Genomic DNA, 25083 nt, shown 5'->3' with positions numbered 1-25083 from the left:
CAAGAGTGCCACCGTTGACGGTGTGCAGACAGCCCGGCCACGGACACCCCCGGAGCAAACCTCTATCATTGTCCTCTTTAGTCCACGGACCCCCCATGGCTCTTACCGCCACCATCCGCAAGGCCGAACTGCAGATCAGCGACATGGATCGCGGCTACTACGCGACCCACAACCTGACCCTGGCCCAGCATCCGTCCGAGACCGACGAGCGCCTGATGGTGCGCCTGCTCGCCTTCGCGCTGAACGCCGGCGACCGCCTGGAGTTCGGCCGCGGCCTGAGCACCGATGACGAACCCGATCTTTGGGAACACGACTACACCGGCGACATCCTGCAGTGGATCGACCTGGGCCATCCGGACGAATCGCGCATCCGCAAGGCCAGCAACCGCAGCCGCCAGGTGCAGGTGGTCAACTATGGCGGCAACGCCTCGGAGATCTGGTGGGGCAAGCAGGGCAAGGGCCTGGCGCGCTTCGACAATCTTTCGGTGGTCGATCTGGACGGCGAATTCGTCGAGCGCTGGGGCCAGCAGATCCAGCGTGCCATGCGCTGGAGCGTGCTGATCCAGGACGGTGAAGTGCAGCTGCTCAACGACCAGATCCAGCTCGACGTGATCCCGAACTGGCGCAAGCGCGCCAAGGCATGAGCACCATCCGTTGCGATGTGGTGGTCATTGGGGCCGGCGCAGCCGGGCTGATGACCGCGATCACTGCCGGCCAGCGGGGCCGCCAGGTGCAGGTGATCGACCATGCCAACAAGGTCGGCAAGAAGATCCTGATGTCCGGTGGTGGCCGCTGCAACTTCACCAACACCGGCACCACCCCGGCCAACTTCCTGTCGGCCAACCCGCATTTCTGCAAGTCGGCGCTGGCCCGCTACACGCCCTGGCATTTCATCGAGCTGGTGCACAAGCACGGCATCGCCTATCACGAAAAGGAACTGGGGCAGCTGTTCTGCGATATCTCGTCCAAGCAGATCGTGAAGATGCTGGTGGACGAGTGCCAGGCGGCCGGCGTACAGATCCGTACCGACTGCAGCGTGCAGCGCATCGAGCACGGCAGCGATGGTTTTCGCGTGCACACCACCCACGGCCTGTTCCATTGCGCCTCGCTGGTGGTTGCCACCGGCGGCCTGTCGATTCCCAGCATGGGCGCCAGCGGCTTCGGCTACGAGGTGGCCCGCCAGTTCGGCCACCAGGTACTGCCGACCCGGGCCGGGCTGGTGCCGCTGACGCTCAGCGGCAGGCACCAGGAACGGCTGGCCGATCTCAGCGGCGTCGCTCTCCCCATCGAGGCGCGCTGCAACGGCAAGAGCTTCCAGAACTTCATGCTGCTGACCCATCGCGGCGTGAGCGGCCCGGCCATCCTGCAGATCTCTTCGTTCTGGCAGCCCGGCGATGCGCTGGAGCTGGACCTGTTGCCGGGCCAGGATGCCGGCGAGTGGCTGCGCCAGATGAAGCGCGACCGCCCCGCCGCCGAGCTGCGCACGGTACTGGGCGAGGTACTGCCGAAGCGGCTGGCACAGCGGCTGTGCGAGCACTGGCTGCCCGACCGCCCCGTGCGCCAGCTGGACGAGCCGGTGCTGCGCCAGGCTGCGCAGCTGCTGGGCGCATTCCCGCTGGTGGCCAGCGGCACCGAAGGCTACCGCACCGCCGAGGTCACCCTGGGCGGCGTGGACACCGCCGAAGTGTCATCCTCGACGATGGAATCCAAGCGCGTCCCCGGCCTGCACTTCGTTGGCGAGGTGCTGGACGTGACCGGCTGGCTGGGCGGCTACAACTTCCAATGGGCCTGGGCCAGCGGCCACGCAGCGGGCGGCGTGGTGTGAACCACTTCGCCGTTCCATGCGCGCAAGGGGGACGCGCATGGACGGTTCGCCGCGCATCGTGTATCTAGATTCGCAGATTGGGGAGCAGTGCATGCAGAACGCGAACGACATCACCATCCGCCTGCTGATCGTCGATGACAGCGGCGAGAATGCCGAAGCCATCGTCAGCACCCTGCGCAACAGCGGCATCGCGGTGCGCCCGTGGCGCCCACAGGATGCGGCCGAGCTGGCCCAGGTGCTGACCAGCCAGGCCATCGACCTGGTGCTGGCCTCGCCGTCGCAGGGCATTCCGCTGCAGCTGGCAGCCCAGCACATCGCCGCCAGCGGCAAGGACATCCCGCTGGTGCTGCTGGCCGAGCGCATCGACGAGGACGAACTGGTGCAGGCCAGCAGCCATGGCATCCGTGCCCTCGCCCTGCGCCAGCGCCCGGAGCACCTGCTCGCCGTGGTCCGCGACCAGTGGGTGGACCTGCAGGCACGCCGCGGCCTGCGCCGCATCGAGGCGCAGATGCGGGAGACCGAGCGCCGCTGCGACGCGCTGATCGCCTCATCGCGCGACCCGATCGCCTATGTGCATGAAGGCATGCACATCCGCGCCAACGACGCCTACCTGGAGATGTTCGGCTACGAGCATTTTGACGACATTGAAGGCATCTCGCTGCTGGACATGGTCGCCGCCCAGCACGTGGAGGGCTTCAAGCAGCTGCTGAAGGGCCTCAGCCGTGGCGAGGCGCCGCCGCCTCAGTACCAGCTCGACGCGCGCCACCAGGACGGCAGTGCGTTCCCGGCGACGATGGAATTTGCGGCGGCCACCTACGAGGGCGAGTCCTGCCTGCAGGTGGTGCTCCGCCGCCGCATGGAGTTCGACCCCGAACTGGCGCGCGAGGTCGAGGACCTGCGCCAGCGCGACCAGGTCACCGGCCTGCTCAATCGCCCGACCTTCATGCTGCAGCTGGAAAGCGCGGTGGCCCAGGCCGGGCGCAGCGAGGGCCAGTTCGGCCTGCTGCTGATCGAGCCGGACCACTACGCGCGCCTGCTGCCGGATATCGGCCTGGCCTCGGCCGACACCCTGATCGGCGCCCTCGCCGCCCTGCTGGCCGAAGTGGTTGGCGAGGACGCGCAACTGGCCCGTTTCGGCGAACACAATTTCGCCGTGCTGCAGGCCGGACCCTACGCACAGACCGTGGCGCTGGCCGAGCGCATCCGAGAAGCCTACGCCGCGCACGTCTTCAGCATCGGCGCACGCTCGGCCACGGTGACGGTCAGCATTGGTGGCGTGCAGGTCGGTGAGAAGATCGCCAGCATCGGCCAGGTGCTGGCGCGCGCCAGTGAATGCACCCAGGCTGCAGCCGAGCTGGGTAACACCTGCCGCATCTTCGACCCGGCTGCCGCCGACCGTGTCGAGGAAGAGCGTGTGCAGCGCTGGGTGGCGCGCATCCGCGAGGCGTTGGCCGGCGACGGTTTCCAGCTTCACTACCAGCCGGTGCTGAACCTGCAGGGCGAACCACTGGAACTGTACGAAGCCTATCTGCGCCTGGAAAACAACGGCGAGCTGCTGAGCCCGACGGCGTTCCTGGGCATCGCCGAGGAACACGGCCTGCTGGCCGACATCAACCGCTGGGTGGTCTCGCAGGCCATCGCGGTGCTGGGTGAACGCGCACGTGCGGGTCATGCCACCCAGGTGCTGGTGAAGGTCACGCCGGAATCGTTCGATGACCCACAGATGATCGCCAGCCTGCGCCGCGAGCTGCAGGCACAGGGCGTGCCCGGCGAACGGCTGTGGCTGCATGCACCCGAAGCGAAGGTGTTCACCCACCTGCGCAGCGCACAGCAGTTCCTTGCCGAAGTGGCCCCCTTGGGCTGCCGCATCGGCCTGGAGCAGTTCGGTTCCGGGCTGGACTCGTTCCAGCTGCTGGCCCACTTCCAGCCGCAGTTCCTCAAGCTGGACCGGGGCTTCACCAGCGACCTGGCCGCCACCCGCGAGAACATCGACCGCATCAGCCAGATCACCGCGCGTGCCCAGGAAGTGGGCATCCGCACCATTGCCGAATTCGTCAGCGATGCCAACTCGATGACGCTGCTGTTCAGTGCCGGCGTGGATTACGTGCAGGGCGACTTCGTGGGCCCGGCGTTGCCGGAGATGGGGTTCGAATTCGGGTAACCGAGGTAGTGCCGGTCGCTGGCCGGCAGCCTTTGGTACCCAGGGTTGCCGGCCAGCGGCCGGCACTACGCAAAGAGAAGGCCGGCTTTCGCCGGCCTTTTGCTTGATCAGGTCATGTCGACCAGGTTGCCGATCTTCACGTCCGGGTTGACGTCGGCCTCGTAGTCGACGCCCTCCACGCCAAAACCGAACAGACGCAGGAAGTCGGCCTTGTAACCGGCCAGGTCGCTGATCTCGTACAGGTTCTCGTTGGTCACCTGCGGCCACAGCGCGACCACTTTGCCCTGCACGTCCGCGGCCATTTCCTTGTAATCGGCGCGCAGGCGGCCTTCCTCATCGACCAGCGCAACGGTGTGGCCCTCGCCATCGACCAGATCGTGGCGCAGGCGATCGACCGCCGTGCCATCGGCCTTGCCGCCGTAAAGGATGTCGTACAGCACGTCGAGCTGTTCGATGCAGCCTTCGTGGGTACCCTTTTCCTTCATCACCTTGAACAGCAGCGACAGGTACAGCGGCATGGTCGGAATGGCCGAGCTGGCCTGGGTCACCACCGCCTTCAGCACCGACACGCGCGCGTCGCCGCCGATTTTCGCCAGCTTTTCGCGCAGGCCCAGCACCCTGGTGTCCAGGTCCTTCTTGGCCGCGCCGATCGAGCCATTCCAGTAGATCGCCTGGGTGATCTCTTCGCCCACGTAGGTGAAGGCCGTGGTGGTACAGCCATTGGCCAGCACGCCGGCATCGGCCAGCGCATCGATCCACATCTGCCAGTCCTCGCCGCCCATCACCGCGACGGTGCCGGCGATTTCTTCCGCAGTCGCCGGCTGCAGGGTGGTCTCGGTAATCACTTCCTTGTCGGTATCCAGCCCGCGCAGGGTGATCGGCTCGCCGATCGGCTTCAGCGTGGAGCTGATGATCTCGCCGGTCTTCGGGTGCTTGCGGCGCGGCGCGGCCAGGCTGTAGACAACCTGGTCGACCTGGCCCAGATCGGCCTTGATCATTTCGATGGTCTTCGCCTTCACTTCATCGGAGAAGGCATCGCCATTGATGCTCTTGGCGTACAGGCCGGCTTCGTCGGCGTACTTGTGGAACGCAGCCGAGTTGTACCAGCCCGCGGTACCCGGCTTGGTCTCGCTGCCCGGGCGTTCGAAGAAGATGCCGAGGGTGGCAGCACCACTGCCAAAGGCAGCGGTGATGCGTGCGGCCAGGCCGTAGCCGGTGGAGGCGCCGATCACCAGCACGCGCTTGGGACCGTTCTGGATCGGCGGGCGCGCACGGATGTAGTCGATCTGCTGCTTGACCGCGGCCTCGCAGCCGGTCGGGTGGGTGGTGACGCAGATGAAGCCGCGGACGCGCGGTTTGATGACCATGGATACCTCGGGTTGGCAGATGCGGCGCACGGGGCGCTCAGCAGGAGTACGGGCGCGCACGCGCGCGAACCGCAGGATCGTAGTGCGCGGGGGAGGATTGCACAACCGACGCTGGCGTAGGGTGGGGTTTCTCTTTGCAGGGCTGCGCCCTGTACCCGCTAAAAGCCAATGCCGAAGCAACAGCAAAAGCTGGTTTCCTGCGGGTCGGCGGGGTGGATCCGGCTGAGGGGGACGCTGCAAGTACGTCCATGTAAGCTCGGTCGCCGCATCCATGCGGCTCACGCCCCCTCAACCGGACCCACCCCGCCTTCGACAGGTTTCCGCGATCCGTTGGAAATGCTCTTGGGGTCAGGTCGATTTCGATATCTGACAGATGTGTCGACCAAGGTCGACACCTACCAACAGCCGCCGGAATCTGTCAGAGGTGGGGCGCTGTCGGAGTGCGGGGTGTCAGCCGCATGGATGCGGCTGCCAAGCCCACACGGACGTACTTGCGGCGTCCCCGCACTCCGACACCGCCCCGCCCAACCACGGAATGCACGCTGTTGCTGTTGCTGTTGCTGTTGCTGTTGCCGGCCAGCGGCCGGCACTACCGTGGGGTGCAGGGCTGCAAGCCCTGCACACAAAAAACCCCGCTTGCGCGGGGTTCTCTGTGTGTTGCATGCAGCGCGAACGCTTACGGGCGACGGGCCAGGGCCTCGACGTCCTTCGCCTTCGGCAGCAGGTCCTGCTTGCTCACGCGCAGGACACCAATCGTCAGCATCGGCACCGCCACCAGGATCGAGGACAGCACCACGATCACCGCGCCGATCATGTGCGTCTCGGCCAGCCCTTCCATCGAGCTGCCGCCGTACAGGTACAGGGCAAGCGCCGACAGGAAGAACATCACGGCAGTGATTACCGTACGCGACAGCGTCTGGTTGATCGAACGGTTCAGCACTTCCATCGAGTCCACGCGCAGGCTGCGGAAGTTCTCACGGACGCGGTCGAAGACCACGATGATGTCGTTGATCGCAAAGCCCATCACCGACAGCAGGCCGGCCAGCACGGTCAGGTCGAACTCACGGCCCAGCAGGGACACGTAAGCGACCGTCACGATCAGGTCGAACATCGCCACGATGCTGGCGGTGACCGCGAACTTCCACTCGAAGCGCACCGCGATGTAGATGAGGAAGCCGGCCAGCATGAAGATGGTGGCATACAGGCCATTCATCGCCAGGTCCTTGCCGATCTGCGGGCCCACGAACTCGTTGCGGAGCACGGTGGCCTGATTGTCGGCAGTGGACAATGCCTTCACCACGGCAGCGGCCGTGGCCTTGTCCTCGTGGGCGGCGTCGCCGGTACCCGGAGCATGCTCGCCGTGCGGGGCCAACCGGATCAGCAGGTCGGTGTTGCCGCCGACGCTCTGCACCTGGGCGCCTTCGAAGCCACTCTGCTCGAGCTTGGTGCGGACCTGCTCAACATCCACCGCCTTGTCGAAGCGGGCTTCGATCAGGGTGCCGCCGGTGAAGTCCAGTGCGTAGTTGAAGCCCTTGATGCCGATGATGGCGACCGAGGCCAGGAACACCACGATGGTGACTGCCATGGCGACATGGCGCCAACGCATGAAGTCGATCTTGGTGTCGTTCGGGAGGATGTGCAGCGGAAACAGTTTCATTGTGCGTGTCGTCCCGTCAGATGGCCACGTTCTGGAGCTTCTTGCGACGGCCGTAGATCAGCGTCGCCAGCGCACGCGACACGGTGATCGCGGTGAACATGGAGGCGAAAATACCGATGATCATGGTCAGCGCGAAGCCCTTCAGCGGACCGGTACCGAATGCAAACAGCGCCACACCGACGATCAGGCCGGTCAGGTTGGCGTCGAGGATGGTGCCCGAAGCACGCTCGTAACCGGTCACGATCGCCGTCTTGCCCGGCACGCCGGCTCGCAGCTCTTCACGGATACGCTCGTTGATCAGCACGTTGGCGTCCACCGACAGGCCGACCGACAACGCCAGGCCGGCAAAGCCCGGCAGGGTCATGGTGGCGCCGAACAGCGACATCACCGCCACTACGATCAGCAGGTTGAACAGCATCGCTGCCGAGGTGATCACACCGAACATGCGGTAGTACACGCTGAAGAACACCAGGGTGAACAGGAACGCGAACACCACCGCGCGCATGCCATTCTTGACGTTCTCGGCGCCGAGGCTCGGGCCGACCACGCGCTCCTCGACGAAGTCCATCGGCGCAGCCAGCGAACCCGACTTCAGCAGCTTGGCCAGGTCTTCGGCTTCCTTCTTCTGCAGGCCGGTGGTCTGGAAGTTCTTGCCGAACACGCCGTTGATGTTGGCCACCGAGATCACTTCCTCGTTGACCTTGAAGCCACGCACTTCCTGGCCGTCGACGACGGTCACGGTCGGCACGCGCTCGGTGTAGACCACCGCCATCGGCTTGTTCACGTTGGCGCTGGTGAAGTCGAACATGCGCTGGCCACCGACGTTGTTCAGCGTCACGCTGACCGCCGGCGAGCCACTGTTCGAATCGGTCACCGCCTGCGCGCCGACCATCTGGTCGCCGGTGACGATCACACGCTTGTTCAGCAGGATCGGGCCGCGGCCGTCACGCTGCTGGTACACCTTCGCTTCCGGCGGAATGCGGCCGGAGTTGATCGCGTCCTGCGCATTGCCTTCCACCACCGCACGGTACTCCAGGGTGGCGGTGGCACCGATCATGCGCTTGGCTTCGGCGGTGTCCTGCACGCCCGGCAGCTGCACGACCACGCGGTCGGCACCCTGGCGCTGGATGATCGGCTCGGCCACGCCGAGCTGGTTCACGCGGTTGCGCAGGGTGTTGATGTTCTGCTCGATGGCGCCATTGGAGATCTGCGCGATCTCGGTATCGGGCACGGTCACCGTGATGCGGTTGCCGCTGACGTCGTAGCCGAGGGTCGGCTGCGCCTTGACCAGGGCGGCGCGGGCACGCTGCGCGGCGTCATCGCCGGCGGATGGGCTCAGGTTGGCCACGATGCTGTTGTCGGCGCGGCGTTCCACCGACTGGTAGGCGATGCGCGCGTCACGCAGGGTGCTGCGCACGTCTTCGGTATAGGCATCCAGGCGCTTGTCGAGGGCAGCCTTCTGGTCCACCTGCAGCACGAAGTGCACGCCGCCCTGCAGGTCCAGGCCCAGCACCATCGGGCGACCGCCGAGGTTGGCCAGCCAGTCCGGCACGGTCGAAGCCAGGTTCAGCGCCACGGTGTACTTCTCGCCGACGGTGTCACGCAGGGCGTCGCTGGCAGCGGACTGCGACTTCAGGTCCGACAGGCGGACGATCAGGCTTTCCCCTTCCTTTTCGGCTCCGATGGTGGCGATGCCGGCCTTTTTCAGGTCGGCCAGCACACGGTCGCGCAGCGCATCGTCGATCTGCCCGCCACGGTTGGCGGTGATCTGGATGGCCGGGTCCTTCTGGTAGATGTTGGGCAGCGCGTACAGCGCGCTGAGCGCCAGTACGATCAGGATGACGACGTACTTCCAGCGTGGAAATTCGAGCATTGCTTGGGTCCCGCGCGGCGCCATCCCCGGCGCCGCGGTTGTGCTTCGGAAAGGGAGTGGCTTACTTGGCCGAATCCAGGGTGCCGGTCGGCAGCACGCTGCCGACAGCGCCCTTCTGCACGCGGATGCGCACGTTGTCGGCCACTTCGACGGTGATGAAGTGGTCGCCGATGTCGGTGACCTTGCCGGCGATGCCGCCGTTGGTCAGCACTTCATCGCCGCGCTTGATCTTCTCCAGCATGGCCTTGTGCTCCTTCTGCCGCTTCATCTGCGGGCGGATCATCAGGAAGTACATGATGGCGATCAGGATGATCGGGAACAGAAGCGTGGTCAGGCCCATGCCCTGCGGTTGGCCGCCGGCGGCCTGGGCGTGGGCGGCGGGAATCAGGAAAGCAAGCAGGTTCATCGTTGGTCCTTTGGTTGGGCGGCGCTCCCGTCCCTTGAGGGGCGGGGGTGTCGACCGCGGATCTGGGTCAGCCTTGAAGTATGCCACGGCCCCGGGCGTTCGTCCTTGGGCCGTTCGGCAGGGGGCGTCGGGGTTACAGCGGCGGGGCCACCGCCCCGCGTGCCGCGTAGAAGGACTCGCGGAAGGCCAGGAAGGTTCCCGCCTCGATCGCGGCCCGGATGTCGGCCATGAGCTTTTCGTAATAGAACAGGTTGTGCAGGGTGCCCAGCATCGGCGCCAGCATCTCGTTGCAGCGGTCCAGGTGGCGCAGGTAGGACCGGGTGTAACCGCCGGTGCAGGCCACGCAGCCGCAGCCCGGCTCGATCGGGTCCATGTCCCGCGCGTACTGGGAATTGCGGATGCGGACGGTGCCGAACGAGGTGAAATAGTGGCCGTTGCGCGCATTACGGGTCGGCATCACGCAGTCGAACATGTCCACGCCGCGCGCCACGCCCTCGACCAGGTCCTCCGGCCGGCCCACGCCCATCAGGTAACGCGGGCGGTCGCCCGGCAGCTCCGGGTCCAAGTGGTCGAGCATGGCGTTGCGTTCGTGCTCCGGCTCGCCCACGGCCAGGCCGCCGATGGCATAGCCGTCGAAGCCGATCGCCTGCAGGGCCTCGGCCGAGCGGCTGCGCAGGTCGGTGTGCACGCCGCCCTGGACGATGCCGAACAGCGCCGCGTCGTTGCCCAGTTCGTCATGCGCGTTGCGGCTGCGCTGGGCCCAGCGCAGGCTCAGCTCCATCGAACGGCGGGCGACATCCTCGGTGGCCGGGTACGGGGTGCACTCGTCGAAGATCATCACCACGTCCGAATCGAGCACCTTCTGGATCTTCATGCTCTCTTCCGGGCCCAGGAACACGCGGGCGCCGTCGGTGGGCGAGGCGAAGGTCACGCCCTGCTCGGTGATCTTGCGTCGATGGGCCAGCGAGAACACCTGGAAACCACCGGAGTCGGTCAGGATCGGGCCATCCCAGCGGCAGAAGCCGTGCAGCCCGCCGTGGTCGGCGATGATGTCCAGGCCCGGGCGCAGGTACAGGTGGAAGGTGTTGCCGAGGATGATCTCGGCGCCCAGCGCCCGCACCTGGTCCGGCAGGATGCCCTTGACCGAGCCATAGGTCCCCACCGGCATGAACGCCGGCGTTTCCACCGTGCCACGCGGGAAGGTCAGGCGGCCACGGCGGGCACGGCCGTCGCGGGTCTGGAGCTGGAACTGCAGTCGGGACATGGAGCGGTCGTTCAGGCAAATAGTTGCCTATTGTCTCCCAAGAAGGCGTGCGCACCAAGGTGCGCATCCACAGGCGCCCTGCCTTCCCAGGGGATCTACCCTCCCAGGTGCCCTGCGTGCTCAGCCCGCCTGCGGGAACAGCAGCATCGCGTCGCCGTAGCTGAAGAAACGGTAGCGCTGCTCGATCGCGTGCCGGTAGGCCTCGAACACCCGCTCTTTGCCGGCAAACGCGGAGATCATCATCAGCAGGGTGCTTTCCGGCAGATGGAAGTTGGTCACCATGGCGTCGACACTGCGGATGCGGTAGCCAGGGGTGATGAAGATCTGCGTTTCCCCCGCGAACGGCAGCAGTTCGCCATCGCGCATCGCGCTTTCCAGCGCGCGCACCACGGTGGTGCCGACGCCGATCACCCGGCCGCCGGCCGCGCGCGTGCGCCGCACCTGCTGCACCAGTTCGGCGCCGACGTTCAGCCACTCGCGGTGCATCACGTGGTCCTTCAGGTCTTCGGCACGCACCGGCTGGAAGGTGCCCGCGCCCACGTGCAGGGTGACGTGGCCGAACTCCACGCCCTTTTCCTTCAGTGCGGCCAGCAACGGTTCGTCGAAATGCAGGCCCGCGGTCGGTGCCGCCACCGCGCCCACTTCACGCGCGAACACGGTCTGGTAGCGCTCGCGGTCGTCCACGCCCGGCTCGCGCTGGATGTACGGCGGCAGCGGCAGGCGGCCGGCATGCAGCAGCCACTGCTCCAGCGACTCGGGTACGTGGAACTGCAGCACGTAGAACTCGCCATCGCGGCCCAGCACCTCGGCTTCGCCACCGGCATCCAGCGCGATGCGGCTGCCGGCCTTCGGCGACTTGCTGGCGCCGACCTGCGCACGGGCCTGCTGGCCGCCGAGCAGACGCTCGATCAGGATCTCCACGCGGCCGCCGCTGGCCTTCTGCCCGAACAGGCGCGCGGGGATCACCCGGGTGTCGTTGAACACCAGCAGGTCGCCCGGCTGCAGCAGCGACGGCAGGTCACGCACCTGCAGATCGGTGAAGGCAGCCGGCGCGGGCGGCACCAGCAGCAGGCGGCTGGCGGAGCGTTCGGCCAGGGGAGCCTGCGCGATCAGTTCAGCCGGCAGGTCGTAATGGAAATCGGACTTCTTCAAGGCGGTGGGCGGCAACAGGTCGACAATGGCGCGCATTGTACGTCCAGCGTCTGCGAGCCGGCGCGCTTCGCGGCGAACGTCGCGCAAAATGCTGCTATGCAGCAGGTTTCTGCGGGGTTATCGCGCAAAAAAACAAGTGCTAGCATCGAACCGGAAGTCCGCTGCACGAGCCTGCCCCAAGCGCGCGTGATGACGCGCGTTTTGCTTTTGATGGCCCGTGCGACCCATTGTTTCAGGAGATCTGCAATGAGCTTCATCGAACGCCTCGCCCCCCTGCGCACCCAGCCCGGCACCCGCCTCACCACCGGGCTGGACGATGCCACCCTGACCGCCCTGTCCGCCAACCACCCGCAGCTGATCGCCGCGGTGGACGCCGCTGCCGAGGAATTCGCGCGGGTGCAGGCCGACCTGGGGCCGCTGCTGGCGCAGGACGAACAGGCGCAGATCGACGCGATGCAGGACGGTTTCGTCAATTTCTACGCCGATGACGCGGTGACCCCGTACGTGGCGCTGGCCGCGCGCGGCCCGTGGGTGGTCACCCTGAAGGGCGCCGTGCTGTACGACGCCGGCGGCTACGGCATGCTCGGCTTCGGGCACACCCCGGACGCCGTGCTGGAGGCCATGGCGCGCCCGCAGGTGATGGCCAACATCATGACCCCCAGCCTGTCGCAGCAGCGCTTCATCACTGCCCTGCGCGCCGAGATCGGCCATCGCCGTGGCGGCTGCCCGTTCGCCCGTTTCATGTGCCTGAACTCCGGCTCCGAAGCCGTCGGCCTGGCCGCGCGCATCGCCGACGTCAACGCCAAGCTGCAGACCGATCCTGGCGCACGCCACGCCGGCGCTGCGATCAAGCGCGTGGTGGTCAAGGGCAGCTTCCATGGCCGTACCGACCGCCCTGCCCTCTATTCGGATTCCAGCCGCAAGAGCTACCTGCAGCACCTGGCCAGCTACCGTGGCGAGGACTCGGTGATCACCGTGGCGCCTTACGACGAGGCCGCCCTGCGCAAGGTGTTCGAGGATGCTGCACGCAACCAGTGGTTCATCGAAGCGGTGTTCCTGGAACCGGTGATGGGCGAAGGTGACCCGGGCCGTTCGGTGCCGCCGGCGTTCTATGCCGTTGCCCGTGAGCTGACCCGAGCGCACGGCAGCCTGCTGCTGCTCGACTCGATCCAGGCCGGCCTGCGCGCGCATGGCGTGCTGTCAGTGGTCGACTACCCGGGCTTCGAAGGCCTTGACCCGCCGGACATGGAGACCTACTCCAAGGCACTCAACGCCGCGCAGTACCCGCTGTCGGTGCTGGCGGTGACCGAGCACGCCGCGCAGCTGTACCGCAAGGGCATCTACGGCAACACCATGACCAGCAACCCGCGTGCGCTGGACGTCGCCTGCGCCACCCTGGCGCAGCTGACCCCGCAGGTGCGCGCCAACATCGCTGAGCGCGGTGCCGAGGCCGTGCGCAAGCTGGAACAGCTGAAGGCCGAGCTGGGTGGCCTGATCACCAAGGTGCAGGGCACCGGGCTGCTGTTCTCGTGCGAGCTGGCGCCGCAGTTCAAGTGCTATGGCGCCAACTCCACCGAGGAATGGCTGCGCCAGCACGGCATCAACGTGATCCACGGTGGCGAGAATTCGCTGCGCTTCACCCCGCACTTCGGCATGGACAGCGAGGAGCTGGACCTGCTGGTGGGCATGGTCGGCCGCGCCCTGCGTGAAGGCCCGCGCCGCGAGCAGGCTGCGGCGGCCTAAGCGCCCGCTTGCGTAGAGCCGAAGGCAGCGGCAGCAGCCGCTGCCAACGCCGCTGGCGACGGCCCGAAGGGTGCCGGTCAGGACGACCGGCATAGCCCATGCTCGGCCGGCCTGTGCCGCTATCTGAACGAAGAGCAGCGGTGCATGGTTCGGATCTACAGAAGGGGCGATAATCCACCAGCACCCCGCCCGCAACCGCTGACCCGGTTGCCGGCGGGGCGTTTTCGTTTCCGCACCAAGAGACAAGCCCACCCATGAAGTCGATCTGCGTCTACTGTGGTTCCAACGCTGGCAGCAAGCCGGCCTACACCGAACGCGCCATTGCCCTGGGTGATCGCATCGCCCGCGATGGCCTGCGCCTGGTGTATGGCGGCGGCAACGTTGGCCTGATGGGCACCGTGGCCAACGCCGTGCTCGCCGCTGGCGGCGAGGTGACCGGCGTGATCCCGCGCCAGCTGGCCGACTGGGAAGTGGCCCACCGCGGCCTGACCGAACTGGAGATCGTCGGCTCGATGCATGAGCGCAAGTCGCGCATGTTCGACCTCGCCGATGGCTTCGTCGCCCTGCCCGGTGGCTTCGGCACCATGGAAGAGATCTTCGAGATGCTGACCTGGCGCCAGCTGGGCATCGGCAACAAGCCGTGCGCGTTCCTCGATGTGGAAGGTTTCTACGCGCCGCTGATCGGCATGATCGACCGCATGGTGGAAGAGCGTTTCCTGCATCCGGACCAGCGCCAGGACCTCTGGTACGGCTCGGACATCGAGGACATGCTGGTGTGGATGCAGAACTATCAGCCGGCGCAGGCCTCGAAGTGGATCGACGAGAAACGTCGCTCGGCTCTGCGCTGAAGTGAACGGTCGCGGCGGCTCACGCCATCGCCCGCGCCCACGGTGCGGGACGGCCCAGCAGGTAGCCCTGGCCATAGTCGCAACCGAGTTCGCGCAGTGTCTGCCGCTGCGCCTCGGTCTCGATGCCTTCGCCAATGGTTTCGATGCCCAGGGTGCGGGCCAGTGACAGCACGCCTTCGACCAGCGCGCGCGTGCTCTGCACTTCCGGCCCGTGCAGGCCGGCGATGAAGCTCTGGTCGATCTTCAATGTACTGATCGGGAATCGGTGCAGGTAGGACAGCGCAGAGAAGCCGGTACCAAAGTCGTCCAGCTGCACCTGGATGCCACGCTCGCGCAGGCCCTGCAGGATGCGCAGCGTGTGCGGCGCATCGTCCAGCAGCGCGACCTCGGTAATCTCCAGCCGCAGCCGGCGCGGATCGGCGCCACACGCGTCGAGCAGGCCGAACAGGCGGTCGCTGAACTCGGCCGAGCGGAAATGGCGCGGCGAAACGTTCACCGAGACATAGCTCTGGCCACCTTCGGCCAGGCGCGCGATGACCTGCTCGTAGATCAGCCAGTCGACCTGTTCGATCAGGCCGCTTTCCTCTCCCAGCTCCAGGAACGCGCCGGGCAACAGCAGGCCACGACGCTCGTGCTGCCAGCGCAGCAATGCCTCATGTCCCACCACTTCGCCATCGGACAGGCGCACGATCGGCTGGAAGAACGGAACGAAATCACGGTTGTTGATCGCGCGGCGCAGATCGGCTTCCAGGTCGAGGCTGCGCATGGCCTGTTCTCGCATGTCCTCGTCGAAGATCGCGCAGCGGTCATGGCCCTGTGCCTTGGCCCGGTACATCGCCGCATCCGCATCACGCAGCAGCTCCTCGCCGGTACGGTAGCGCGGATTCCACAGCGCGATGCCCAGGCTGCCGGACGGGAACAGCTCGCGCCCGGCGATCCATATCGATTCCTGCAATGCCAGCAACAAGCGCTGGCCGAAATCCAGCGCCTGTGCCAGGCCCTGCGGGCATTGCAGCAGCACCGCGAATTCATCACCGCCCAGCCGTGCCACCACGTCATCGGCGCCGGCCATCGATACGATCCGCTTGGCTACCTCCACCAGCATGCGGTCACCGGCGGCGTGGCCGATGCTGTCGTTGACCAGCTTGAAGCGATCCAGGTCGAGGAACAGCACGGCGAACACCGGCCCTCCCTTGCGCTTGGCCAGCGCCAGCGCATCCTGCAGGCGATCGAGCAGGTGCAGCCGGTTGGGCAGGCCGGTCAGCGCATCGTGCATGGCCTGATGGGTCAGGCGTTGCTCGGCCCGCAGGCGCTCGCCGATCTGGCCGAGCAACTTCTCGTTGACCTCGGCCAGCTCACGCGTGCGCTCCTCCACGCGCTTTTCAAGTTCGGCATGCGCCAAACGCAGCCGTTGCTGGTCGCGCTGGCGCGCCAACCCGGTTCCAATGTTCTGGGCAACGAACGTCAGCAGCCGCTGATCGTGCACGCTGAACGTACTGTTCTCGCTGTAACTCTGCACCACGATCGCACCGACCACCTCGTCATCGCGCAGCAGCGGCACGCCCAGCCAGCAATGCGAGCGCGCACCGGATTCACGCACCTCGCCACTGGCCAGCAGCGCATCGATCTGGGCGCGTGACGCCAGTAGCGGCCGCCGGTTGCGCACGACGTATTCGGTCAGGCCGCGACTGAACGGACGAGGTGCACGGCTGGCATTGTGCTCGTCCACCGAATAGACGAAGTCCAGGCCGTCTCCGCTTCCGTTCACCAGCGCGATATAGAAGTTGCGCGCGTCGAGCAGGCGCCCGACCACGCCATGCACCTGCCCGTAGAACTGGGCCAGGCTGTCGGCCGACATCGCCATTTCGGCAATGTTGTACAGCGCGGTCTGCAGTTGCTCGGCGCGCCGGCGCTCTGCCACTTCATCCTGCAGGCTGTGGTTGGCACGCTGCAGTTCCAGCGTGCGCCGCTCCACCTGTTGCTCCAGCCGGACCTGCGCCTGGCGCCGATCCATCGCAGTCTGCACGTGCTGGGCGACAAAGCCCAGCAACGCGCGCTCGGCCTCGCCGTAGCGGGCCGCCAGCTCATAGCTCTGCACCACGATGGCGCCGCATACCCGGCCATCGCGCAGCATCGGCACACCCAGCCAGTCCAGGCTTTCGGGGCCACGCTGCGGGTCGTGCTCCTGCTCCACCACGCGCGCCAGCAGTTCGCGTGAGGGTCCGCTGAGCGGCTTGCCGTGGCGCAGCAGCGCGACAGTCAGGCTGCGCGGCATCTCGGCGGCGTCATGGCTCTGCGACGGGTCCGCGACGAAATCGTCGACCTGGTCGGCGAAGTACAGGAAGCGGATCTGGTCACGCACATCATCGTATTCAACGATGTAGCAGTTCTCCGCATACATCAGCGTGCCGAGCACGCCGTGCACGTGACGCAGCATCTCCGACATCTCCAGATCGGCGCCGGCCAGATCGGCGATCTGGAACAGCGCCTGCTGCAACCGTTCAGCTTCTTCCAGCGCCTTGATCTGCCCAGCCTGGCGGCCACGCTGCAGTGCCAGTTCCATGGCCTGACGGGCCAGCCCCCACCACGCCGCGGAAGGCACGGCGCCTTCCACCGACAGCTGCAGGCGTGCACCGTCATGTTCCCAGCCATGGCAGCCGTCGCCGATGCCCGGCGCAGTGAACGCGCCTGCCGCCCCGTCGGCCGGCCACCCGCCCTGACCGCGCCCGAGCTGCGGGTCGTCCCAGCCGACGCGGACCACGGCCGTTTCCGGCAAAAGCGCATGCAAGGCGCGCACCAGCGCTGTGCTCAGCACGGCCTCGTGTGGTGGCTCTTCCGCCGGTTCAGCATGCGTGGACAAATGACAATCTCTTGGCGCCGTCTATGCGTCGCCTCCCCTGAGCCGACGAGCATAGCGCGCCACCCGGGGGGCAATGGAAGCCCGTAAACCCCGAATCGTGCGCCCGTACGTTTTTCCTGCTGTCCGCAGCCCCTTCCGAGCCATGACCCTCGCTGTGCCCGCCCCTGCCACCGGCTATGCGCCATCGCCTGCAGGCCTTACCCTGTACGCTGTGGAAGCCAGCGCACTGCCAACCGATGAAGCCTTGATGCTGGCCTGGGCCGGTGGCGACCTGCGCGCGTTCGAAAGCCTGTATGCGCGCCATCGCAAGCGACTGTTCGGCTTCCTGCTGCGCCAACTGCGCGACAACGCGCTGGCTGAAGAGATCTTCCAGGACGTCTGGCAGCGGGTGATCAGCGCCCGAGCCGGGTGGCAGCCCGAAGCGGCGTTCAGCACCTGGCTGTTCCGCATCGCCCACAACCGCCTGAATGACCATTGGCGTGCCGCCCGCCATCGCCCTGCCGCGCCGGCCGACGCCGACCTGCGCCTGGCCGCGATCGAGGACGGGCAGACCCCGGAAGCCGAACTTTCCGAATTCGAACAACGTCGCCGCATCCAGCTGGCGATGGAGCAATTGCCGCCGGAGCAGCGCGAAGTGCTGCAACTGCGGCTGGATCAGGAACTGAGCCTGGAGGAGATCGGCCAGATCACCGGCGTAGGCCGGGAAACCGTGAAATCGCGGCTGCGCTATGCGATGGACAAGCTGCGTGCGGGATTGAACGCATGAACCGAGACGAACCGCTGACGCCGGAAGAACGCGAGCTGGCCCGGCTGCTCGGCCGTCGCGCCGAGCAGGCACCGCCCGCCGCACTGGACGCCGCCATCCTGGCCGCGGCGCGTGCCGCCGTAGACGCTCCGGGTACCGATGTCGCCGCCGCTCCCGAGGCGCCGCGCAAGCAGCGCACGGGACCGCGTTGGCCAGCGGTATTCGGCATCGCCGCTTCGATGGTGTTCGCCATCGGCATCGCCTGGCAGCTGCGTCCTGAACCGCCGCTGGTTCCGGCGGGCGAGACTGCTGCTGCGGCACCGGCTGCGGCAGAAGACGTCGCGGTCGCCGATCAGGCCGCTGGAAGTGGTTCAGCCGACAGCGCAGTGGTGGTTGCGGAACCAGCCGCTGCGTCGGCAGCACCCGAGTCCGCCCCCGTTTCCGCTGCCCCGGCACCGGCCATCGCGCGTGCGCACAAGCCTGCGCCGGCCAAGACCGCTGAAGTGCCAGCCCAGGCTGCACGATCCATGGCTGCGGATGCGGCCGCCGACACCTCCTTTGCGGCGCTCCCGCCCGCTCCGGCTGCAGCACCGCCAGCGCCACCTGCACCGGCCGCCTACTCGGCACCCGCACCGGCATCCGCGCCAGCAGCGTCCGGGGCAATGAAAGCACGCACGGCAGCGGCACCGGCAGCCGATGCCGCCGAGGCCGAGCGGGCGCAGGCGCTGGATCGGGTGGAGATCACCTCGATGAAGCGTGAGGCTCCCAGCCGTTCCGCACCGGGCATCATGCGCCGCGGCAGCGATGCGGGCCTGAGCGCGGATGCCGTGCAGGCCGAGGTGGACGCCGACGCGCGACTGCCGCGCCGGCAGTGGCTGCAGAAGATCCGCGCGCGACGCGACGACGGCCAGCGCGATCTGGCCCGCGCCAGCCTGGAGCGCTACGTGCAGCAGTATCCGGAGGCACGCCTGCCGCGCGACCTGCGCCCGTTGCTGGACGACTGAAGCAGAACGTGACCTCCGGCGACCCCGTAGAATGACGGGAATGCTCGATACCCTCGCCCAGCCTGTCAGCCACACGCTGGAAGTCAAACACAGTCGTTTCATCGCCCATGCTGCGCCGATCGACAGCGCCGCAGCGGCCATGGCGGTCCTGCAGCAGGTTGCAGCAGCCGACGCGACCCACAACTGCTGGGCCTACCGGTACGGCCAGGACTACCGCTCCAGCGACGATGGCGAGCCCGCCGGAACGGCCGGACGACCGATCCTGGCGGCAATCGATGGCCAGGGTTTCGACCGCGTGATGGTGGTGGTGACGCGCTGGTTCGGCGGCATCAAGCTGGGCGCCGGTGGACTGGTGCGCGCCTACGGTGGCGCTGCCGCCGAGTGCCTGCGCACCGCCCCCCGCCTGCCCCTGGTGGCGATGGCCCGGCTGCAGCTGCTGGCCGGCTTCGAGGACCTGGGCACCCTGCACGCCACCCTGCCCGCCTTCGGCGCCGGGAAGCTCGATGAACAGTTCGATGCCAACGGCGTGTGCCTGCGGGCCGAGTTGCCGGCCGATCAGGTCGATGCATTGAAAATCCGCCTGCGCGACGCCACCCGTGACCGTATCCGCATACAAGACGACAACCAGGATGACTGACAAGGACGACGCCCCTGCCTCGACCCCGCCGCTGCGCCGCCTCGGCAGCCTGCGGACGTTGTGGCCGTTCGTGCGCCGCCATAGCGGGCTGTTCACCGCCTGGCTGCTGGCCCTGGCGGTCTCGTCGGCCGCCACGCTGAGCCTGCCCCCCGCCGTGAAGCAGATGATCGACCATGGCTTCACCAGCGGTGGCCAGATCAACCGTGCCTTCGCCCTGCTGATGCTGGTGGCGGTGGTGCTGGCGCTGGCGACGGCCGCACGGTTCTTCTTCGTGTCGCTGCTGGGCGAGAAGGTCGTCGCCGACCTGCGCAGTCGTCTGTACGCACACCTGATCCAGCTCGGCGCCGGGTTCCACGACCGCAGCCGCAGCGGCGAACTGGTCTCGCGCCTGACCGCCGACAGCGAACTGCTGCGCAGCGTGGTCGGCTCGACCATGTCGGTCGCCCTGCGCAGCAGCGTCACCGTGGTCGGCAGCCTGGCCATGCTGTTCGTCACCAGCCCGAGGCTGGCGGCATGGTCGCTGCTCGGCATCCCACTGGCGGTACTGCCGATCATCATCGGCGCGCGCAAGCTGCGCACGGTTGCACGCAGCAGCCAGGACCGCATCGCCGATGCCAACAGCCTGGCCAGCGAGACGCTGGGCGCCGTGCGCACGGTGCAGGCGCACGCACGCGAGCCCTATGAGCGCGGACGCTTTGACAAGGCGCTGGGCGATGCCATCGGTGCCGCACGCCGGCGCATCGGTGCGCAATCGCTGGTTACCGCCAGCGCCATCCTGCTGGTGTTTGGCGCCATCGTTGGCGTGCTGTGGCTGGGCGCGCACGATGTCATCGACGGACGCCTCAGTGCCGGCACGCTGGGCCAGTTCGTGTTGTACGCGCTGATCGGCGGCGGCTCGGTGGGCGCCTTGGCCGAAGTGTGGAACGAGCTGCAGCGTGCGGCCGGTGGGATGGGCCGTATCGGCGAGCTGCTGCAGGAAGACATCGAGATCCGTGCGCCGGCGCAGCCGCACGCACTGCCCCAACCGCTACGCGGCGAAATCCAGTTCGACGACGTGGTGTTCCACTACCCGCAGCGCCCGGACCAGGCCGCGCTGGACCACTTCAGTCTGCATGTCCGCCCGGGTGAGACCGTGGCCCTGGTCGGCCCATCCGGCGCAGGCAAGAGCACGGTGCTGTCGATGCTGCTGCGCTTCCACGATCCGGCCAGCGGCCGCATCTGCGTGGATGGCATCGACGTGCGCCAGGTCGATCCGGCCGAGCTGCGAGCGCAGCTGGCGCTGGTGCCGCAACAGCCGACGCTGTTCGCGGCCAGTGCGCGCGACAACATCCGCTACGGCCGGCTGCAGGCCAGCGACGCCGAAGTCGAGGACGCCGCACGTGCAGCAGAGGCCGATGGCTTCCTGCGGGCATTGCCGCAAGGCTACGACAGTGAGCTGGGCGAACGCGGTGCGCGCCTGTCCGGTGGTCAGCAGCAGCGCGTGGCGATCGCCCGCGCACTGCTGAAGGATGCGCCGATCCTGCTGCTGGACGAAGCCACCAGCGCACTGGATGCACAGAGCGAGCATGGCGTGCAGCAGGCACTTGAGCGGCTGATGGCCGGTCGCACCACGCTGGTCATCGCCCACCGCCTGGCCACCGTGCTCAAGGCCGACCGCATCGTGGTGATGGACCAGGGCCGTATTGTCGCCGAAGGTACCCATGCCCAGCTTTTGGCCGAAGGCGGACTGTACGCTGAACTGGCACGACTGCAGTTCATCGATTGATGACGGCCGGCTAACATCGGCAAGACCAAGCTGGCCGCGCATCCCCAGCATCCGCTGAAGGAGGTACGCGATGTCGTTCCGTCAGTTCCCCGCCATCGACAGTAATGGCGAAAGCCACGTCATCATCGAATTCAAGCCCGAGGCGAACGGCAGCGGGCACCACTCCGAAGCCACGCCGCGCTATGAGCTGGATGACGGGCGCCAGCTGGTGCGCAATGGGCGCGAGTTCACCACCAGTGGTGGTGAACTGCGGTTGACGATTTGAGGTCCGCCGGGCATGGCCCGGCGCTGCCGCATTGGTGCTGCCCCGCGCTCGCGCTACCGGATTTCCATCCTCCGCTCTGGTAGGTGTCGACCTTGCGCGACACGCTTTTCGCCAGAAGCAGTCGAGCATGGCTCGACCCTACAAAAAAGCGTGACCAATTTTTCGCCAGGCATCTTGACAGCCTTTGCCAGCAAGGGCTGAGCGAGGTTATCCACACGTTTGCTCAGGATCCATCCACACCGCCTGTGGATGAATGTGGTCAGCCGAGCACCCGGCCGATGCCGCTGGCGTCCACTTCCGCAGCCGCCCGGGTGATCGCTGCCGGATCACTGCCGGCGATGAACCCGATGCGGAAGTGCACTTCGCCGCCGGGCGTACGTGAGGAATGGATCGAGGCCAGGCTGATGCGATGCTGCTCGAACACGTTCAGCAGCTCGCGCAGCGAGCCGGGCCGGTCTTCCGGCAGGTGCACCGACAGCGCATTGCGCTCGGTCAGGTCAGCCAGCAGATAGCCCACGCGTTCGAACGTGTAGTTGCCTTCAGCCAGCGCCTGATCACCGAAAGCACTGCGATTGGCTGACAGCAGCTGCTCGCGGAAGGCACCACGTGCACGGTCGTCGCCCTGCCCGACCTGCACCTGCAGGGCCTGCAACTGGCCAACCAGCCGCTCCAGCATCGGCGCTACGTACGGGTTGCCGAACTGGATGTCTTCGTAAATCGCCGGGTTGAGCGACAGGATGCGCGAGATGATCGCCGTATCCAGCTCGAACGATGCCGAACGGTACGGCATCATCGCAGCCAGGTCGCCCAGCTGCGGCTGGTACTGGCGCAACACGCCGGCCTGGGCCAGGTGGGTGGCATGCACCATCGCCTGCACCAGCGCCATCATCTGGTCGTGGTGCTGGGGCGTGGCCCGCACGCACTCGGCCTGCAGCGCGGTGCACAGCGTATCGACCCACGCCTGCCAGAGCTGCAGCCGCGCTTCGCAGACCACCATCACCCGGCCCTTCAGGGTCGGCGCCTTCGGCGGCGCCGTCATCGGGTGCAGGCCGACCACTTCGGCCTGCGAGGCCAGCATCGCCTGCACTGGCGCCTCCTTCACCGAGGTCACATCCAGCCACAGCCTGCCGCGCTCGCGACCCGCCGATTGCCGCACGTACTCGGCGATCAACGCCGGGGTGTGCCGGATCGGTGCCGAGAACACCAGCACATCGGCCTGCGCCAGCAGGTGTTCCGGCGTGTGCGAACCCGGGTCGGCCGGATCGTGGCCGATCACCTGCAGCTGCATGTGCTGCTGGAAGAAGCGGGTCAGCCAGCGCCCGTAGGCACCAGCGCTGCCGATGATGCCGACCGTGCGCGGCGTGCGCGGGTCCAGGCCGCTCATGCCACGCGTTCGGCGCGGAAGCGCGTGCCTTCGGCCAGCGCCGCCGGCGCGGCGGCGACCACGTCGAATTCCTCGAAGCCGTTGTCCAGCGTCGCCTCCAGCGCCGCATGGGTGCCGGCAATCGCACGCGAAATCGCCTGCTGCATCGATTCGCCGCGCAGCAGGAACGACACCACCAGCGACATCAGCACATCGCCGGTACCCGCCACGTCCACCGGCAGCAGCGGCGAGGTCCACCGCCAGGTTTCCTCGCGGCCGACGGCCAGGGTCACCAGTTCACCCGGGGTGCCGCCCACGCTGTGCGCGATCACCCAATGCGGGCCGCGATCCAGCAGCGTGCGCGCGGCGGCGATGGCATCGGCCTCGGCCAGCGCCGGCATGCCGGTCAGGCGATTCAGTTCGAAAGCGTTCGGCGTCACCAGCCAGGCATGCGGCAACAGGCGCTCGGCGAAGATCGCTTCCAGCCCGGGTTCCACGTAGGGGCCGGTGTGCGTGTCGCCAATCACCGGGTCCAGGCAATAGCGCAGCTGCGGGCAGGCCGGCAGGATGTCGTCCAGCCAGTCTGCGAAGGCGGCCCCGTTGGCGGTGCTGCCGAAATAGCCGGAGACGAGCATTTTCGCCCGCTGCGGCAGGCCGCGCTCGTGGGTGCCCAGCAGCAGGTCGGCGAACCAGTCAGCGGGCAGCACGCGGCCACGCGTGGTGTCGTAGAAAGGCGCATTGCTCAGCAGCACGGTCGGGATTTCCGCCACGCGCACGCCCAGCGCACGCATCGGCGGTACGGCGGCGCTGTTGCCGGCATGGCCGTAGACGAGTTGCGACTGGACCGAGATGACATCGATCGGCGACGGGCCATCCGGCCGCTGGCGGCGGCCGTGGACCAGGTGGTTATCAAGGGATTCGCTCATGGCCGCATTCTACGCCCAAGGAGGTTTTCGGCAGGGCTTGCAGCCCTGCACCTGCCGAAGCTGCAAGCAACGGCAACGGCAAAAGCGAGCTATCCGTGGGGTTGCGGGGCGGTGTCGGAATGCGGGGACGCCGCAAGTACGTCCGTGTAGCAACTGTGTTGATGGAGGGGCTTGGCCCCTCCAGGAGACGGGCACGGTAGTGCCGGCCGCTGGCCGGCAGCCTTTGGTCTGCGCCCTGGCTGGCTTTAGGCAGGGACCAGCCCGTTTTCAGCGTCGCGCACCCGGGCGTTGAGAATCACCAGCATTTTCCGCATCACCGCCACGATGGCTACTTTTCCTTCTTTGCCCCGGGCTCGCAGCGACTGGTAGAAATCGCGCAGTCGAGGTTCATGCCGCATGGCCGACATGCTGGCCATGTAAAGCACCTGGCGGATCTCGGCCCTGCCGCCATGGATGCTTCGTTTGCCGCGCATGGTTCCGCTGTCGTGGGACATGGGGGCCACACCGACCAGGCTGGCGATGGCCTTACCACTGATCCTCCCCAGTTCGGGAAGATAGCTTGCCAATACCGCCTGCAGGCCAGGGCCAACGCCCTTCATCGACTTCAGGACAGCCAGTTGAGGCTGCTGGGCAACCTGCTCGGCAATTTGCTTTCCCAGACGTTCAACCAGCGTCTGCAAGCGGGTGATGTTGGCCTGCAGTAGCCGGCGCAATTCACGATCACCGACCATTTCCTGCTGCTGTCGCGCGATGGTCAGCGCGTGCATCGCCTGTCGACGTGCCCGCACGAATTCCCGCATTTTCTGCTGCCAAGGCTCCAGCGGCTGGTAGGCGGGAAGTTTCACCAAGGCCGCCATCTGCGCCAATGCATAGGCATCCAACCGGTCGGTCTTGGCCATCTGGCCCATCCCCTGGGCCAGCCTGCGGGCCCGCAGGGCATTGGCGCGGACCACCGGATGGCCCGCTGCGTGCAGAAAATCCAGCACCGGCCGCTCGTAACCGCCGGTGGCTTCCAGCACGATCTGGCTGACCGGACGCTTCTTCAGCCAAACATCCAATTCAGAAAAGCCGGAGCGGTTGTTCCAGACCTGCAGGGTCTCTCCATCCGTCGTACCGACATCCAGTTGGCGCTTGCTGACATCAATCCCGATCCCGTTCATCACCGGACTCCGTATAGTCTGGAAGGGTCGAGAGCTCCCCCGCTTGCCCAGTCTTATCACTG

Annotated in this window: 20 protein-coding genes; 10 read left to right on the top strand and 10 right to left on the bottom strand. The window is 67.0% G+C overall.

The window, feature by feature from the left end:
• Positions 1-95 precede the first annotated feature (95 nt).
• The 3 genes from ACMGRF_RS06425 to ACMGRF_RS06415 all read left to right on the top strand — a co-directional run bounded on the left by ACMGRF_RS06425 (position 96) and on the right by ACMGRF_RS06415 (position 3986).
• Entirely contained in the window at positions 96-644 is a 549-nt protein-coding gene (locus ACMGRF_RS06425; RefSeq protein ID WP_014036873.1) for a YaeQ family protein, read from the top strand.
• Positions 641-1825 (top strand): NAD(P)/FAD-dependent oxidoreductase, encoded by a 1185-nt coding sequence (locus ACMGRF_RS06420; RefSeq protein WP_099495113.1) that lies wholly within the window; start codon positions 641-643, stop codon positions 1823-1825. The genes ACMGRF_RS06425 and ACMGRF_RS06420 overlap by 4 nt, the downstream gene beginning before the upstream one ends.
• 91 nt (positions 1826-1916) lie before the next feature.
• Positions 1917-3986 carry an EAL domain-containing protein gene (locus ACMGRF_RS06415; RefSeq protein ID WP_099487759.1) on the top strand — a complete coding sequence of 690 codons (2070 nt, stop codon included), beginning with the start codon at positions 1917-1919 and terminating at the stop codon, positions 3984-3986.
• 107 nt (positions 3987-4093) lie between these two features.
• Here ACMGRF_RS06415 and fabV read toward each other — a convergent pair whose 3' ends face one another.
• The 6 genes from fabV to queA all read right to left on the bottom strand — a co-directional run bounded on the left by fabV (position 4094) and on the right by queA (position 11741).
• Positions 4094-5353, bottom strand: a complete 1260-nt coding sequence (gene fabV / locus ACMGRF_RS06410; protein ID WP_111191554.1) for an enoyl-ACP reductase FabV — start codon at positions 5351-5353, stop codon at positions 4094-4096.
• A gap of 676 nt (positions 5354-6029) precedes the next feature.
• Positions 6030-7010, bottom strand: coding sequence for a protein translocase subunit SecF (gene secF / locus ACMGRF_RS06405; RefSeq protein ID WP_049413603.1), 981 nt, complete (start codon positions 7008-7010; stop codon positions 6030-6032).
• A gap of 16 nt (positions 7011-7026) precedes the next feature.
• Positions 7027-8883: a protein translocase subunit SecD gene (secD, locus tag ACMGRF_RS06400; protein ID WP_414485713.1), complete on the bottom strand. Its 1857-nt coding sequence runs from the start codon at positions 8881-8883 to the stop codon at positions 7027-7029.
• Between the two features lie 61 nt (positions 8884-8944).
• The gene (yajC, locus tag ACMGRF_RS06395; RefSeq protein ID WP_005416201.1) at positions 8945-9289 is read right to left on the bottom strand and encodes a preprotein translocase subunit YajC; all 345 of its coding nucleotides are present in this window, start codon (positions 9287-9289) and stop codon (positions 8945-8947) included.
• Between the two features lie 133 nt (positions 9290-9422).
• Entirely contained in the window at positions 9423-10553 is a 1131-nt protein-coding gene (gene tgt / locus ACMGRF_RS06390) for a tRNA guanosine(34) transglycosylase Tgt (protein WP_029379947.1), read from the bottom strand.
• Between the two features lie 120 nt (positions 10554-10673).
• A complete protein-coding gene (queA, locus tag ACMGRF_RS06385) occupies positions 10674-11741 on the bottom strand; it encodes a tRNA preQ1(34) S-adenosylmethionine ribosyltransferase-isomerase QueA (RefSeq protein WP_164284556.1) in 1068 nt (355 codons plus the stop codon).
• Between the two features lie 210 nt (positions 11742-11951).
• Between queA and ACMGRF_RS06380 the strand changes: the two genes are divergently transcribed.
• Together ACMGRF_RS06380 and ACMGRF_RS06375 are read left to right on the top strand one after the other, a co-directional pair.
• A complete protein-coding gene (locus ACMGRF_RS06380) occupies positions 11952-13448 on the top strand; it encodes an aminotransferase class III-fold pyridoxal phosphate-dependent enzyme (RefSeq protein ID WP_049438856.1) in 1497 nt (498 codons plus the stop codon).
• A gap of 254 nt (positions 13449-13702) precedes the next feature.
• Positions 13703-14296: a TIGR00730 family Rossman fold protein gene (locus ACMGRF_RS06375; protein ID WP_049415329.1), complete on the top strand. Its 594-nt coding sequence runs from the start codon at positions 13703-13705 to the stop codon at positions 14294-14296.
• Positions 14297-14315: 19 nt separating this feature from the next.
• On the opposite strand, the gene ACMGRF_RS06370 is transcribed toward ACMGRF_RS06375, so the two are convergent.
• Complete coding sequence (locus ACMGRF_RS06370) at positions 14316-17156, bottom strand: EAL domain-containing protein (protein WP_180881124.1); 2841 nt, start codon at positions 17154-17156, stop codon at positions 14316-14318.
• A 247-nt stretch (positions 17157-17403) separates the two neighbouring features.
• Between ACMGRF_RS06370 and ACMGRF_RS06365 the strand changes: the two genes are divergently transcribed.
• The 5 genes from ACMGRF_RS06365 (at position 17404) to ACMGRF_RS06345 (ending at position 21572) form a co-directional block, all read left to right on the top strand.
• Positions 17404-17922, top strand: a complete 519-nt coding sequence (locus tag ACMGRF_RS06365; protein ID WP_229298213.1) for an RNA polymerase sigma factor — start codon at positions 17404-17406, stop codon at positions 17920-17922.
• Positions 17919-18905, top strand: coding sequence for a hypothetical protein (locus tag ACMGRF_RS06360; RefSeq protein ID WP_049438858.1), 987 nt, complete (start codon positions 17919-17921; stop codon positions 18903-18905). The genes ACMGRF_RS06365 and ACMGRF_RS06360 overlap by 4 nt, the downstream gene beginning before the upstream one ends.
• Positions 18906-18945: 40 nt before the next feature.
• The gene (locus ACMGRF_RS06355) at positions 18946-19542 is read left to right on the top strand and encodes an IMPACT family protein (RefSeq protein WP_049438859.1); all 597 of its coding nucleotides are present in this window, start codon (positions 18946-18948) and stop codon (positions 19540-19542) included.
• Entirely contained in the window at positions 19535-21307 is a 1773-nt protein-coding gene (locus ACMGRF_RS06350) for an ABC transporter transmembrane domain-containing protein (RefSeq protein WP_049414855.1), read from the top strand. The genes ACMGRF_RS06355 and ACMGRF_RS06350 overlap by 8 nt, the downstream gene beginning before the upstream one ends.
• A 70-nt stretch (positions 21308-21377) precedes the next feature.
• Positions 21378-21572, top strand: a complete 195-nt coding sequence (locus tag ACMGRF_RS06345) for a hypothetical protein (protein WP_049438860.1) — start codon at positions 21378-21380, stop codon at positions 21570-21572.
• A gap of 259 nt (positions 21573-21831) precedes the next feature.
• Here ACMGRF_RS06345 and ACMGRF_RS06340 read toward each other — a convergent pair whose 3' ends face one another.
• The 3 genes from ACMGRF_RS06340 to ACMGRF_RS06330 all read right to left on the bottom strand — a co-directional run bounded on the left by ACMGRF_RS06340 (position 21832) and on the right by ACMGRF_RS06330 (position 25021).
• Positions 21832-22956, bottom strand: a complete 1125-nt coding sequence (locus ACMGRF_RS06340; protein WP_049414853.1) for a prephenate dehydrogenase — start codon at positions 22954-22956, stop codon at positions 21832-21834.
• On the bottom strand, positions 22953-23861 hold the full coding sequence (gene pdxY / locus ACMGRF_RS06335) for a pyridoxal kinase (RefSeq protein WP_099487756.1): 909 nt from the start codon (positions 23859-23861) through the stop codon (positions 22953-22955). Before pdxY ends, ACMGRF_RS06340 begins: the two co-directional genes overlap by 4 nt.
• 245 nt (positions 23862-24106) lie before the next feature.
• Positions 24107-25021, bottom strand: coding sequence for an IS110 family transposase (locus tag ACMGRF_RS06330; protein ID WP_049417105.1), 915 nt, complete (start codon positions 25019-25021; stop codon positions 24107-24109).
• Positions 25022-25083: the final 62 nt, after the last annotated feature.

It is taken from the genome of Stenotrophomonas sp. EMP41 (assembly GCF_047495535.1).
GTDB lineage: Bacteria > Pseudomonadota > Gammaproteobacteria > Xanthomonadales > Xanthomonadaceae > Stenotrophomonas > Stenotrophomonas sepilia.
This window is presented reverse-complemented; position numbering and strand designations above follow the sequence as displayed.